This is a genomic window from Pseudoalteromonas sp. CuT4-3 (assembly GCF_035666335.1).
GTDB classification, from domain to species: domain Bacteria; phylum Pseudomonadota; class Gammaproteobacteria; order Enterobacterales; family Alteromonadaceae; genus Pseudoalteromonas; species Pseudoalteromonas atlantica.
This window is the reverse complement of record NZ_CP142030.1, coordinates 1,744,106-1,758,295: the sequence shown is the minus strand read 5'-3', so window position 1 is coordinate 1,758,295 and position 14,190 is coordinate 1,744,106. Positions and strand designations below refer to the sequence as shown.

The following is a 14,190-nucleotide window of genomic DNA, read 5'->3' as shown; positions in this document are numbered from 1 at the left end:
GTTTAAAAAAGGTAATTAATTTTTATAAAGGGAATATAGAGGCTGCTCTATGGAATTTGTAATTGCTTGGTTTTATAAGATTGAAAGGCTACATAAATAGTTGCGAAAATATCAGTGTAAAAAGTAGTCCGTAAGTTGTTGTTAAAAGTTACTGTGCATAACAATTTAAACGGTTAACTGAAAGACCAACTTTAAAAGACTATTACAAAACACCAGAAATAGGGGTTTATACCTAAATAATAGAAGGATAGTTACTTTGATTATGTATTAATTTACCTTATTTAACATAATATAAATTATAGGTAGTTATGTATATTATAATAAGGAGTGCGTATTACACCCCCACTATGTCCAATACTAGACGGTATCGGACATTAAGCTTATTTTTACCAAGCTATACCAAGCCTTACTTTGCTAAGTGCTTTTAGTTTATTCCTGGTTATTACGTTTTATTATTTATTACACTTAAAACTTTACTAACTATATTACTTACAAAGAACTTTAAGCATTCATTGGCTACTTTAAAATTTTAACTACACCAGTTTTTGCTTTGCTATTTTCATCAACCTTCTTTCAGTTCGGCGCTCTTTTATTAAAGCGCTATTTAAAACGTTTTATAAAAAGCCTAAATTTATTAAAACTTTATTGGTATTTTAAATGAGCCTGTTAGTTTTCCTTTTTGAAAAATAAAGGCTCAGTTAGTCAGTTATCATCCGTAGATTTTAAAAAGCTACCTAAAACAACCTTAGCTAATCCATACTTAAAATACGTTCTGCTGTGTATTCGTTAGTAATTAAACCGCTGATCATATTTGATCTAACTGCACCTAGTATCGCAAGTACTTTATCTTCACCGGCGGCTATAGCGTAAATTTGTTTATTACCTTCAATTTTTAATGGCGTACTGGCAACACGTTGGTTTACAGTGCAGTCAATTAATTGGCCGCGTTTGTCGTAAACCCAGCTGATCATTTCGCCCACAGCCCCTAAATTTTGTAGCTCTTTTAGCTCTTGCTCATCAACAAAGCCATCAATATGCAATGGCGATTTTTCGCCTAGGCTACCTACACCCACAAATGTTACGTCGGCTTGAGTGGCCAATTTTAAGTTACTGGTAATATTATGTTGTGAATGCAATTGCTGTTTCTCTTCAACACTTCTTGGTAATACAGGAAGCGGCATTGGGTAATGCTTTGCATTTATATGCTCGGCCATTCTAACAACTACATCATAAGGTGAAGCCGACCCATCAAGTGCCATGTTGCCAAGCATAGCCACTACTTTGTGTTGACTACAATCTAGCGTTGGCAGTTCATCAACACATGCACGTAGTACGCGCCCAGTACCCATAGCTAAAATTTTCGGTGTTTCTGATTTTAAATGGCGTTGTATTTCAGCAGCACCGGCTTGCGCTAAACCCACTGTTGAGTTTGGATCTGAGCCATCGCTAGGCACTACTTCACAAGAGTCTAAGCCAAAACGGCTTTTAATTTTTTCTGCTAAATCCATACATTTAGCAATAGGATGATCGAGCCTTACTTTAATAAGCCCTTGGCTTACAGATAATGCCACCATACGTTGAGCCGATTGACGGGATACATTGAGCTTTTTGGCAATTTCGTCTTGTGTTTTACCCGCAACATAATAGAGCCACCCTGCTCTAGCTGCATCATCGAGCTTACGTATTTCTGTATTTGATAGCTTTGCCACATAAACCTCTTATTTTGATAAGCCGCTTAGTTTTAGCGATAGATCATTTTATAATATTTGCAAATATATCATTCATTTATAAAATGCCGAAGTGTCACATTAATTTAATAACCAATACTTTAGGTAAATTTGCTATTCCTAAAGTATTGGGTGAAAACGGCGGATTAAACTGTTGGTTTTTTAATCGTTAAACCATTTTTATCAAATCTATGTACCTTTTGCTCAGGGGCACTTAAATATATTGTATCGCCATATTGTAGTGGGCAATCGCCATCTGCTTTCACCGTAACCGTGCTTCCATCGTTAATAGTTACATGTAAAAAGCTTTCAGAACCTAAATGCTCGATAACGCCCACAGTACCTTGCCAAGTTCCTGACTCAGTTGAAATTTCAAAGTGCTCAGGACGTACACCCAAACTGTGCGTTTGTGCATGGCTATCGTTATCTACTTCAATAAAGTTCATTTTTGGTGAACCAATAAAGCCTGCAACAAATTTATTTACTGGGTGTTGATACAGCTCAAGCGGCGTTCCGACTTGCTCAATAATCCCCCCATTAAATACTGCAATTCTGTCTGCCATTGTCATCGCTTCAACTTGGTCATGTGTTACATAAATCATTGTTGTAGCTAAGCTTTTGTGTAGTTCAGAAATTTCTAAGCGCATATTTACACGCAGTGATGCATCTAAATTTGAAAGTGGTTCGTCAAACAAAAAAGCCGACGGTTGCCTAACAATTGCACGCCCTATTGCTAAACGTTGGCGTTGCCCGCCCGATAATTGCCCTGGTTTACGGTCTAAGTAATCAGTTAAATTAAGTATTTTAGCGGCATTTGCTATTTTACTTTCAATTTCCGCAGGGCTTACTTTTGCACGTTTTAGTGGAAACGCAATGTTATTGCGTACACTCATGTGCGGGTATAAAGCGTACGACTGAAATACCATAGCTAAACCACGTTTTGCCGGTGGCGTCTGTGTTGCATCTTGGCCATCAATCTCAATTGTGCCGCTGGTTGTGTCTTCCAATCCGGCAATCATACGTAGTAAAGTTGATTTACCACAGCCCGATGGCCCTACAAATACAATAAATTCGCCGTCTTTTATCTCTAAATCAAGCGGTTTAATTACGTTTACTTCATCAAAACTTTTAGTTACTTTTTTTAGTGTGATGCTGCCCATGTGTGTTCTCCTACTTTACTGCGCCAAAGCTTAAGCCGCGCACTAATTGTTTTTGACTAAACCAACCAAGAATTAATATTGGCACAATGGCCATGGCAGAAGCTGCCGACAACTTGGCGTAAAATAACCCTTCTGGGCTTGAGTAACTGGCAATAAATGCCGTTAGTGGTGCGGCATTCGCAGCGGTTAAAATGAGTGTCCAAAATGCTTCGTTCCATGCCAAAATTACGTTTAACAGTAATGTTGAGGCTATGCCGGGTAATGCGATTGGCAGTAATACATGAAATATTTCCTCGCCAATAGTTGCACCATCCATTCGTGACGCTTCTAAAATTTCACCCGGAATTTCTCTAAAGTAGGTGTATAACATCCATACCATAATCGGTAAGTTTATTAAGGTCATAACAATAACTAAGCCAAGTTTTGTATCTAATAAAGCAAAGTCTCTAAAGAGTAAATAAATAGGAATTAACACCCCTACCGGCGGGAGCATTTTTGTAGAAAGCATCCACATAAGTAGGTTTTTGGTTTTTTTCGTTTGCACAAACGCCATTGACCACGCGGCTGGTACGGCTATTAATAAGCCCAATAAACTTGAGCCGAGTGATATAACCACTGAGTTCCAAAAGTGATCAAAATACGGCGAGCGGGCTAACACATCTTGATAGTTTTCCTGTGTCCAATCAAAAGCAAATAACGCTGGTGTGGCTGATATAGCTTCTGCTTCGGTCTTAAAACTGGTGATTAATGTCCATAAAATTGGGAAAAATATCATCCCACTGATGGTCCATGCTGCCAGGGTATAAATTAGTTTTGATTTTTTATTTGCTGCACTAGCCATGATTAACCCTCTAAGTTTTTACCAATAGGGCGCATTAAAAATATGGCTACAATATTGGCAATAATTACTGCAACTATGCCCCCTGCTGAGCCCCCGCCTACATCAAATTGTAATAACGATTGGGTGTAAATTAAGTAAGTAATATTAGTTGATGCATACCCAGGCCCGCCACTGGTTGTCACTAAAATTTCTGCAAAAATAGACAGTAAAAATATAGTTTCAATTAAAATAACAGCGGTAACAGCGCGTGATAAATGCGGCAGCACTATGTAAAAAAACTTACTAAAAGGTCCTGCACCATCTAAATCTGCAGCTTCGAGTTGTTCGCGGTAAAGGGATTGAATTGCTGTGAGTAATATCAACGCAGCAAACGGTAACCACTGCCAAGAAACAATAATAATGATTGAAAACAAAGGCATTTGCGCAAAAAAGTCGATAGGTTCAAAGCCGAGCCAAATTGCAAAGTGTGCAAATAATCCGTTTACAGGGTTCATAAACATGTTTTTCCACACCAAAGCCGATACGGTTGGCATAACAAAAAATGGGGCGAGAACCATAATACGAACATAGTTTCGCCCCCATATTGCTTGGTCGAGGAGAACAGCTAAACCGATACCACCACAAATTGTGATAGCTAATACACCCGTTACTAAATAAAGGGTATTAAAAAAGGATTCTACAAATGCGGGATCTGTTAAAAAAACTCGTAGTTTAAAAAGCCTACAAATTCGCGTTCACCAGGAATAAGTAAGTTGTAATCTACAAACGAGAAATAGAGTGTCATGCACAGCGGCACTATCATCCATCCTAGTAATAAAATTATACTAGGAAATAGCATTATGCGTGCAAGCGTACGAGACTGTGTAGTTGCCATATCAGTGACCTTCAAAAAGTCAGCATTAACCTTAGCAACAACGACAAACGGCTACTAGATAACATGATAATGCTGACGAAAAATACGAGGTAAGCGTTAAACTTACCCGCCTACTTATTTATTTTGGGTAGCGCGCTTTACGCATTGTGCGCTCAACTAGGCGTTGTGATGTGTTAAGTGCTTGCTCAACAGTCATTTGCCCAGTAAGTGCAGCGGAAAACTGCTGCCCAACAGCAGTACCAATTCCTTGAAATTCTGGAATAGCTACAAACTGAATGCCAACATAAGGCACGGGTTTAACAGTAGGGTTTTTCGGGTCGGCCGAATTAATAGAATCAAGCGTTATTTGTGCAAACGGTGCTGCATTCATGTATTGCTCGTTTTCATAAAGTGATGCGCGAGTACCCGGCGGTACTTTTGCCCAGCCTTTGTTATCGGCAACTAATTGGCTGTACTCTTTTGATGTAGCCCAGCTAATAAATTTCATTGCAGCATCAGATTTTTTACTACTAGAAGGAATTGCAAGTGTCCATGACCATAGCCAATTACCACGTTTACCTAGGCCATTATCTGGTGCAAGTGCAAAGCCTACTTTATCAGCGACTTCAGAATCTTTTTTATTGGTTACAAATGCGCCAGCAACCGTTGCATCAATCCAAATACCACATTTACCCGTTTGAAATAACGCTAGGTTTTCGTTAAACCCATTCGCTGACGAACCCGCAGGACCAGACTCTTTCATAACATCTACATAGTACTGGAGTGTGGCTTTCCACTCAGGGGGGTTAAATTGTGGTTTCCAATTTTCATCAAACCAGCGAGCGCCAAACGAATTTGCCATTGAAGTAATTAAAGCAACGTTTTCGCCCCAACCTGCTTTACCACGTAAGCAAAGGCCATAAACACCTTCATCTTTATTGGTCATCGCTTTTGCAGCTTTTTGAATAAAGCTCCACGTAGGCGCGTTTGGCATTTCTAGGCCGGCTTTTTCCATTAGGTCTGGACGGTACATAACCATAGAGCTTTCGCCATAAAATGGGGCCGCGTATAATTTGTTATCTATCGTTAAGCCACTGCGAATAGCCGGTAGTAAGTCATCAACGTCGTAATTTTCACCTAGGTTATCAAGCTCAGTTAGCCAGTTTTGTTTACCCCAAATTGGCACTTCATATGTGCCAATTGTCATTACATCGTATTGGCCGCCTTTTGTGGCAACATCGGTTGTTACACGTTGACGTAAAATATTTTCTTCTAGTGTTACCCATTTTAATGAAATATCTGGGTTTTGTTCTTCAAAATGATTGCTAAGCTCTTTCATGGTGATCATGTCACCATTATTAACAGTGGCAATGGTTATGGTTTCTTTAGCGGCTACGTTAATAGCCATAATTGAACACGCGAGCATTAATAATTTAGTTTTCATCGGGTTAACCTCATAAATATGTTAAATGACGCTTAAAAAATAACTGTAAAGCGCCTTAGTAAATAAAGCGGTGAGCAATTTCAACGTATTTACAGCGTTGAAATTACCTTTAAACCAAACAGTAAGTTAGTAAGCTATTTAAAATTTAACTGAGATTTCTGAGGTGAAACCGTCAAAACCATGACCAATTTGGCCGCCTGAGTTTGCGCCTTCTTCTTGGTTTACATACTCAACTTTTAAAAGTGTTGAATCTGTAAACCAGTAACCTGCGGCTACTTGTAAGCGCTCAACGGTGTTATCGTTTTGGCTGATTAAATCTGAAGTGTTTTCTGACTCTGCATAGCGCGCGGCTACGTAAAGTTTTTCAGGAATGATATATTGCTGTGCTTCAACGGCGTAATATTCTACTGAGCTTTCGCCTTTAATTACACTGTTAGAATCAAACGTGGTACCGTTTTCGTCTGCCACGCCATCTGTACCAAAGTAGGTAATACCTGCCACTGCGTAACCTGCAGAGTCTGCAAAGGTGTAATCGTCAGACGATTTACCCAACATTAAAATGATGCTGGTTTGATCTGATGGCTGATACGCTAAATTTAATTGAATGATAGACTGATCAAGCCCTGGCATAACACCTACGTGAGTATCACGTTCGCTAGAAGGAGAAGCCGAAAAGTTATAGTTTTCGCCATCACCAAAACGGTAATTTGTTGTTGTGAGTCCATCTAAGCTCGCTACGCCATTTTCAAAACGAAGTTGGTCGCCTTGGTTAGCTTGTAAGTAATTCAAGCCAACTTTAAAGCCACCTTCAAACTCTAATGTACCTTGTAAGCGGTAGTTAAAGCCTCTATCTTCCTGAAATGCTTCGCCAAAGCTTGATGTAGTAATGTGACCCGCTACGTTATAAGAACGAAGCACACCACTGTCAAAAGTTTCTGTGTAGCTTAATTGTGCACCGTTTTCTGCGGTTGCGTAGTCGTTAATGCCGTTACCAATTAAGGCATTACCTTGGTTATCAGCGCCGTCTTGAAAACCTTTAAACTGAAATGGAGACGCGCCAATATTACCTAAACGAAGCGTTAAATTTTCGTTTTCGTTTGGTGTGCCGTATAAGCCAAGTAAATCAAATTCAATACCTGCAAAGTCGTTATGGAACGAAAAATCACGGTCGCCGCCGCCAAAATCATTTGGCTCTTCGGCTATATCAATGTCGGCAGTAATGTATTCATTTATATGAAACTTAAGCATTAAGTTAGCTCTAATACGCCCAAAACCTGATGATTGTTCTTCATCTCCAGGACGAAATGCACCGTCTTTAGCTTGAATAGACTGAAAGTTTTGCATTGCTAGAAAGTTAACGTCAAGGCGGTCAAAGTAATCTGACATTTCTGCTTGTGCAGGCGCCGCCAACGCTGCAGCTACTAAAGTTAGCGCAAATTTAGCTTTCTTATTATTTAACATAATGAACTCTCTATTTAGTGTGTTGTGTATTTTCAGTGTGCAGCTAAAGCAAATGGGCATTTTATTTAAATGTGTTTTTAAACTTCGTGATGGGCATTAGCTCAGCTAATGAGCATAATCACAAGTGAATAATGTAACGTCAACATCTTTTATTACAAAACATTTACATGAAATCGTGTTTATAAAAATTTACATTTATAAACAAGGGTTTAATAGTTTTGAATTCCAAAATAAAATTGCCAGTTATGACTAAAGTCTTATTTAAAATGTTCTGTAGAGGGCTATTGAAGAGCGTTATTTAACATTTATTAACCAATTAAATGGTGTGGGCGTTTAATTAATACGGCAGGTTTAGGCGCGTAAAAGCGCTAATTGGTTGTTTTTTGATTTACTTTCTTGAGCTTATACAGTGCTTAGCATAAAATTAAATTACTTTAGATGTATAAAAAATAGAAGTAATTAACATATGGAATTTGTGCGCCCGCTTGAGCCTATACTTATTATTGATGACGTTAAGGAAATACGTGACTACCTAAACCAAATATTAACGGAGCTAGGCTTTGAAGATATTTTAGAAAGCAACGATTACCTTTCTGCAAAACCCCTTCTTGATAAAAAATCACCCAATGTCATATTTTTGGATGTGGACTTACCTGATTCTGAAAGCTCTGATATTCTAGAACATATTAATGATAGCTACCCTCACGCTCACGTTGTTATGTGCTCAGGTCATAACACTCTTGAAAACGTGCAAAACACATGGGAATTAGGCGCTAAAGGCTTTATAGAAAAACCTTTTAACGCTAAAAAAGTTAATTCTGTTATGAAGCGCCTCGAACTAAGCGAATAATATAAGGTCAGTATGCAAAGCACTGTTACGGCAATTATCGACGATTTATCGAGTGTTATTTTTGGAAAAAAACAACAAATAAAACTAGCACTCACCTGCTTATTCAGTGAAGGACATTTACTGATAGAAGATTTACCCGGTATGGGCAAAACTACGCTCTCACATGCTCTTGCTGCTGTGCTTGGGCTGTCGTATCAGCGTATACAATTTACAAGCGATCTTTTACCTGCCGATATTTTGGGAACCAATGTATTTAACGCTAATGAGCACACGTTTACATTTCATAAAGGGCCGATTTTTAGCCAAGTTGTATTAGCAGATGAAATAAACCGCGCGGGCCCTAAAACGCAAAGTGCGTTGCTTGAGGCAATGGAAGAGCAGCAAGTTACTGTAGATGGTACTAAGTACACGTTACCAAATCCTTTTTTTGTAATTGCCACGCAAAACCCCCTTTATCAGTCGGGTACTTACCCACTTCCAGAATCGCAGTTAGATCGATTTTTAATGCGTATAAGTTTAGGTTTTCCTCCTAAAGAGGCTGAAAAACAACTTATTTTAAACATCAAACCGCGAGACTACAGCCAATTACCACAAAGAATAGACGCTAAGAAGCTACAGCAAATTCAAACCTTAATTAACCAAATTGTGATAAGTAGCCCTGTAATCGATTACATTATTGAATTAGTAGCGCATACTCGTCAAAGCGCAGCATTTGCAGGCTCGCTGTCTCCTCGGGCAAGTATGGCGCTTGCCAAAGCGGCTAAGTCGTGGGCATTTATTGAAGGGCGAGAGTTTGTAACCCCTGACGATGTACAAGCTGTATTTGCAAGTGTGTGCCAACACCGCTTAGGACTGCATAACGAGTCGGGCGAAGCGCAAGTAAATGAAATCTTAAAAACCGTTGCTGTGCCAGTTTAACGTGTTATTTAAAAAAAAAGCCAAAAAGGTCGGTATATTAGGCGCATTAAAAAAGCGTTTACTTAATAAACTACTTAAAAACAAGCATTCAAAGCAATCCATTACGCTGGCTCATAACAATATTTATGTAGTGCCCTCGCAACTCGGCTTTTACTTTATTATTGTGGCTATTTTAAATTTTGTTATGGGCATTAATTATCAAAATAACTTAATTTTGGTGATGGCTTATTTAATGTTTGTGGTGATGATTATTGCCGTACTGCTTGGTTATACAAATGCCAAAGGGCTAAAAGTTGAATATATAAAAAGCTTTGCCAGCTTCTCACCAAATAAAGGCTCGGTTAAATTTATTTTAAAGGCCCCTACACTTACGCAATCAGTATCGCTTAGCTACTCGAGTGACCCAGAATATGCAAAGCACTTAGCGCAAGTTACCCCCAAAGACAGCGCTTTAATTATTAACCTACCTTATAATGCCCGCGGTAAATATACCCTTGAACGTTTTAAAATACACAGTAATTACCCATTTGGGCTGGTAAGCGTGTGGAGTTATATACAACCCAATGACTCTGTTTACGTTTACCCTGCGCCAGAGCATGTATTAAACGACACTTACAACAGTACGTTTGAACACACAACGCAAACAGGCAGTATTAAAGAGCCCGGCAGCGAAGAGTTTGATGAGCTAATTACGCATTTACCAGAAATGGGATTGCAGCGAATTTCATGGAAACATTACGCTAAATCACAGCAGTTACTCGTAAAAGAATTTATAGATTATAAAAAGTCCGATATTGTTTTTGATTTTAACCTGCTAACGGGTAACACCGAGCAACGCTTGAGTCAGCTTTGCTTTTTAGTGTGTAATGCATGCGAAAACAACACACCGTTTACACTGATTTTGCCCTCAGCAAGTTACAAAACAACTAACAACGCGCACGATAAATCACAGTGTTTAGCACTTCTGAGCGAATACGGCGGAGCAAATAATGGCTGAGCTATTAAATTACCGGGCAATTAATTTAGCAATGAGCTTTATATATGCCTGCTTATTTGCGTTTTATTTATCGCATATGCCCATACTGTTTATTGGGGTTTTATCGCTTTTATGTCTTTGGAACGTGTACTTAACACTGACTAACAACCCTAAACCTAACGCGTGGCTTGCAAATATTTTGGCTGGATTAGCTTTAATATTAATGATTTACACCATAGGTATAGGCGATACAGTAATATTATTTGTTGCTATGTTATTGCTCTCTAGTATTTTTAAATTACTGCAGGCTAAAACAAAAAAACATTACCATTTTATTGTCACACTCACGTTTTTTTCTATTTCATCGGCGTATTTGTTTAACCAAAGCATAATAACCACCTTAACCATGAGCGCCCTATTTTTACTCAACTTTGCTGTATTGAGCTTAATTGAATCTTCGCATAGTTTAAAATTAGCCTCTAAACAAAGTGCTAAGCTGTTATTTATTGCTTTGCCTTTAGCAATATTTTTGCTGTTGTTTTTACCTAAAATGCCCGCTTTTTGGCAGTTACCTGGGCCAAAGCTTGCTAAAACAGGGCTCTCTGAACAGGTAGACCCGTTTGATATTGCAAAGCTGTCTAATTCTGATGAACTGGTTTTTAGAGCACGTTTTGATAACGACACGCCCGTCTCGCCTTATTATTGGCGAGCACTTGTGCACGATACCTTTGATGGTAAAGCGTGGAAAACATCTGATTTATTAAAATATAATAATCAAAGCGCTGATCCCAATAAACAAATTGCGATACAAAATACCTACACTATTATTGCCGAGCCTGCGAATCAAAAATGGTTATATGGGCTTGATTACGCAATCAGTAACAATAAAAATGTAGAAAGTAATGCGCTAGGGTTACTTCGAAAAAAACAATATCAAGCTAAAAGCTTGCAGTATCAGGTATCAAGTGCAGCACTGAGTACTGAGCAACTTTCAGATTGGCAAACCGCTTATTACACACGCTTAAATAACCAAACAAACCAAACAAACCAACAAGCAGCCAAGCTTGCAGCCAAACTTAAACAATCAACAACCTCGCAAAGCGACTTTTATAATGCATTGCTTAGCTACTTTGCGAAACAAGAATTTAGTTACACGTTAACCCCTGAGCCAATGAGCGATGACAGCACTATTGATCAATTTTTATTTGATAAAAAACGCGGCTTTTGCGGCCATTACGCCAGTTCAGCAGCGTATATTTTTAGAAGCGCCGGTATTCCCGCGCGCTTGGCCAGCGGTTATTTAGGTGGCGAAAAAAACCAAACAAATAATTATTTATCGGTTCGCCAATACGATGCCCACGCTTGGGTTGAAGTGTATATTAATAATCAGTGGCAAATTTTTGATGCCACTGCGGTGGTCGCCCCCGAGCGGTTAAATGGTTCACTTTCGCAAAACGAAGAACTCAATGATGAATTTAAAAGTAATCTCGATTTTGGCTTAGTGAGTTTAAGTAACTTTGCAGCCGTTAATTGGTTAAGGCTCAAACTAGAAACCCTTGATTACCAATGGACTAGCTGGGTACTTGGTTTTGACGAAGAAAAGCAAAGCAACTTTTTAAAATCACTTTTTGGAAGTAAACATCTTTGGCTGGTACCTTTAGCGGTTATTTTAGGACTTGCTTTTAGCTTTGCTGCTTACTTTATTTATTTAAATTGGCCACGCAATAAAAGTAAACGGCCGCCGTTAGTTTCAGAATTTGAGGCAATTAAGCACTGGGCAGATAAAGACGACATAGCGGCGCCTAGTCACTATTCACCTAATCAGCAGTTAATATACTTTGCTGAGCAAAGCCCTGATACTGCGGAACCTTTAAGCGAATTTAGCTATTTATTTAATCAAGTGCGCTACGCTAAAAAACCTTTTACTAAAGAACGTAAAAATCAGGCTAAAGATCTGATAAAATTAATTAAATCTTCAAAATAGAGAAAACTATGAATGCGGTTGTTATAGGCGTTATTTTAATGCTTGGGCTCTCCTTAGCCCGTGTAAATGTCATTGTAGCTATGATAATTAGTGCACTTGTAGCTGGTTTAACAGCGGGTTTAGGGATAAAAGAAAGTGTTGATGCATTTAATTCTGGTTTGTCGGCCGGCGCTGAAATTGCATTAAGTTACGCAATGTTAGGTGCCTTTGCAGTGGCTATTTCAAAATCGGGATTAACCCGTATCCTCGCCGAAAAGCTATTAAACAAAGTGAATGCACAAGGTGCTGGCAGCGAAACCTTTTTAAGCTATTTTATTTTATTAATTATATTAGGCTGCGCTATTTCTTCTCAAAATTTAGTGCCTGTGCACATAGCCTTTATACCTATTTTAATCCCCCCTTTGCTGGTTGTGTTTAATCAACTACGTTTAGACCGCCGCGCCATTGCCTGTATATTAACGTTTGGTTTAGCTACCTCTTACATGGTATTGCCTTATGGATTTGGTGGCATTTACTTATATTCTATTTTGCATAAAAACTTAGTTGATAACGGCCTAGACATAGTTAACACCCAAGTGCCTATGGCAATGATTATTCCTGCCTGCGGTATGTTGGTTGGTTTAATTATTGCGGTATTTATAAGTTACGCAAAGCGCCGTGACTACAAAGCGCAACCGTTAACAACACAAAGCAAAGCTAGCGACATTGAGAAACCAAAAAAAGTAATGATAGTAGGTTTGTTTGCTGTGCTTTCATCATTGGTTGCTCAAAACCTAAGTGGCTCTATGATATTAGGCGGCCTTGTAGGCGTAATGATATTTAGTGTATTTGGTGTTGTTAAGTGGGAAGAAAACGGCGACGTATTTAGTAAAGGCGTCGCCATGATGGCGATGATTGGCTTTATTATGATTTCGGCTCAAGGATTTGCCTCAGTAATGAAAGCAACCGGTGATGTAGCAAGTTTAGTTCACAGTGGCGCTGTATTATTTGATGGCAATAAGCCCCTCGCTGCGGCCTCTATTTTATTGGTGGGATTATTGATAACAATGGGTATTGGTAGTTCGTTTTCTACAGTACCAATTATAGCTACCTTATTTGTGCCTTTATGTTTAGATTTAGGTTTCTCGGTTATGGCAACTGCGGCTTTAGTGGGCACAGCGGGTGCATTAGGTGACGCGGGCTCTCCTGCCTCTGACTCTACACTTGGGCCAACCTCGGGTTTAAATGCCGATAGTCAACATGACCATATACGAGATTCGGTGATCCCCACCTTTATACATTTTAATATTCCATTACTTATATTTGGATGGATTGCGGCTATGGTGCTTTAACACCTCTGCACTATAGTGTGTAAAATTCGTTATTTTTAAGGCATGCATTCCATGCCTTTTTTATACCTACCTCTTTGCTGATCTAATCTATATATTTTTATAGCTGCTAAGATTGCTTTTACAACTAATTAGTATGATGTGTTCTTTTACTGTAATTAAATAAGCACCTAATAAAAGTGCTTATTTAAAGGCCGCTTGCCTTAATATTTACTTATTCAAAACCGTAAATCATTTTATCGCACACAACCGGTGTCGGTCTGTGGTCATCATCTACGGCTACAAAGGTAAAGCTGCCTGAAATAGCCGAGTGCTTATCATCTTTATGCATGGTTTCTAAACAAATATCCACATCCACTTTAAGTGATGTATTGCCCACATGCACAACTTTAGCAATTAGCTCAGCAAAAGTACCCGCTGGAATAGCCTCTTTAAAATCAACTCTATCAGATGAAATAGTCACTAACGGCTTTCGGCAAAAACGAGTGGCGGCAATAAAAGCAACCTCGTCCATCCATGCTAACGCATCGCCACCAAATAATGTGTTGTGATGATTAGTGCGCCCAGGAAACACCGTTTTAGTAACCGAGGTCGTTGAGTCTTCAATACGCTTTGCAATAATTGCATCGCGGTTAATGTCTGTCATAG

The 14,190-nt window shown here is 38.9% G+C and carries 11 protein-coding genes and 1 pseudogene; 5 read left to right on the top strand and 7 right to left on the bottom strand.

Going from position 1 to position 14,190, the window contains the following annotated elements:
* Positions 1-749: 749 nt before the first annotated feature.
* From VOI46_RS07940 to VOI46_RS07915, 6 genes and pseudogenes are all read right to left on the bottom strand, one after another.
* Entirely contained in the window at positions 750-1,709 is a 960-nt protein-coding gene (locus VOI46_RS07940; protein ID WP_004586535.1) for a sugar-binding transcriptional regulator, read from the bottom strand.
* A 164-nt stretch (positions 1,710-1,873) separates the two neighbouring features.
* Entirely contained in the window at positions 1,874-2,887 is a 1,014-nt protein-coding gene (ugpC, locus tag VOI46_RS07935; RefSeq protein ID WP_324738206.1) for a sn-glycerol-3-phosphate ABC transporter ATP-binding protein UgpC, read from the bottom strand.
* A 10-nt stretch (positions 2,888-2,897) separates the two neighbouring features.
* On the bottom strand, positions 2,898-3,728 hold the full coding sequence (locus VOI46_RS07930) for a carbohydrate ABC transporter permease (RefSeq protein ID WP_324738205.1): 831 nt from the start codon (positions 3,726-3,728) through the stop codon (positions 2,898-2,900).
* A gap of 2 nt (positions 3,729-3,730) precedes the next feature.
* Positions 3,731-4,602 (bottom strand): annotated as a pseudogene (locus VOI46_RS07925) (sugar ABC transporter permease).
* 118 nt (positions 4,603-4,720) lie between these two features.
* A complete protein-coding gene (locus tag VOI46_RS07920; RefSeq protein WP_324738204.1) occupies positions 4,721-6,025 on the bottom strand; it encodes a sugar ABC transporter substrate-binding protein in 1,305 nt (434 codons plus the stop codon).
* A gap of 138 nt (positions 6,026-6,163) precedes the next feature.
* The gene (locus tag VOI46_RS07915) at positions 6,164-7,486 is read right to left on the bottom strand and encodes a hypothetical protein (RefSeq protein WP_324738203.1); all 1,323 of its coding nucleotides are present in this window, start codon (positions 7,484-7,486) and stop codon (positions 6,164-6,166) included.
* A 466-nt stretch (positions 7,487-7,952) separates the two neighbouring features.
* Between VOI46_RS07915 and VOI46_RS07910 the strand changes: the two genes are divergently transcribed.
* The 5 genes from VOI46_RS07910 to VOI46_RS07890 are packed head-to-tail and all read left to right on the top strand — an operon-like array spanning position 7,953 to position 13,545.
* Entirely contained in the window at positions 7,953-8,336 is a 384-nt protein-coding gene (locus VOI46_RS07910; protein WP_029772290.1) for a response regulator, read from the top strand.
* 12 nt (positions 8,337-8,348) lie between these two features.
* Positions 8,349-9,254 carry a MoxR family ATPase gene (locus VOI46_RS07905; RefSeq protein WP_324738202.1) on the top strand — a complete coding sequence of 302 codons (906 nt, stop codon included), beginning with the start codon at positions 8,349-8,351 and terminating at the stop codon, positions 9,252-9,254.
* A gap of 1 nt (position 9,255) precedes the next feature.
* On the top strand, positions 9,256-10,251 hold the full coding sequence (locus VOI46_RS07900; RefSeq protein ID WP_324738201.1) for a DUF58 domain-containing protein: 996 nt from the start codon (positions 9,256-9,258) through the stop codon (positions 10,249-10,251).
* Positions 10,244-12,214 carry a DUF3488 and transglutaminase-like domain-containing protein gene (locus VOI46_RS07895; RefSeq protein WP_324738199.1) on the top strand — a complete coding sequence of 657 codons (1,971 nt, stop codon included), beginning with the start codon at positions 10,244-10,246 and terminating at the stop codon, positions 12,212-12,214. Before VOI46_RS07900 ends, VOI46_RS07895 begins: the two co-directional genes overlap by 8 nt.
* A gap of 8 nt (positions 12,215-12,222) precedes the next feature.
* A complete protein-coding gene (locus tag VOI46_RS07890) occupies positions 12,223-13,545 on the top strand; it encodes a Na+/H+ antiporter family protein (protein WP_004586527.1) in 1,323 nt (440 codons plus the stop codon).
* 211 nt (positions 13,546-13,756) lie between these two features.
* Here the strand turns inward: VOI46_RS07890 and VOI46_RS07885 are convergent, their stop codons facing one another.
* Complete coding sequence (locus VOI46_RS07885) at positions 13,757-14,188, bottom strand: acyl-CoA thioesterase (protein ID WP_029772286.1); 432 nt, start codon at positions 14,186-14,188, stop codon at positions 13,757-13,759.
* Positions 14,189-14,190: the final 2 nt, after the last annotated feature.

What these genes read in the sequence shown, in the direction of transcription:
- ugpC (WP_324738206.1), bottom strand. Translation starts at nt 2,887, where the DNA reads ATGGGCAGCATCACACTAAAAAAAGTAACTAAAAGTTTTGATGAAGTA.
- VOI46_RS07930 (WP_324738205.1), bottom strand. Translation starts at nt 3,728, where the DNA reads ATGGCTAGTGCAGCAAATAAAAAATCAAAACTAATTTATACCCTGGCA.
- VOI46_RS07920 (WP_324738204.1), bottom strand. Translation starts at nt 6,025, where the DNA reads ATGAAAACTAAATTATTAATGCTCGCGTGTTCAATTATGGCTATTAAC.
- VOI46_RS07915 (WP_324738203.1), bottom strand. Translation starts at nt 7,486, where the DNA reads ATGTTAAATAATAAGAAAGCTAAATTTGCGCTAACTTTAGTAGCTGCA.
- VOI46_RS07910 (WP_029772290.1), top strand. Translation starts at nt 7,953, where the DNA reads ATGGAATTTGTGCGCCCGCTTGAGCCTATACTTATTATTGATGACGTT.
- VOI46_RS07905 (WP_324738202.1), top strand. Translation starts at nt 8,349, where the DNA reads ATGCAAAGCACTGTTACGGCAATTATCGACGATTTATCGAGTGTTATT.
- VOI46_RS07895 (WP_324738199.1), top strand. Translation starts at nt 10,244, where the DNA reads ATGGCTGAGCTATTAAATTACCGGGCAATTAATTTAGCAATGAGCTTT.
- VOI46_RS07890 (WP_004586527.1), top strand. Translation starts at nt 12,223, where the DNA reads ATGAATGCGGTTGTTATAGGCGTTATTTTAATGCTTGGGCTCTCCTTA.
- VOI46_RS07885 (WP_029772286.1), bottom strand. Translation starts at nt 14,188, where the DNA reads ATGACAGACATTAACCGCGATGCAATTATTGCAAAGCGTATTGAAGAC.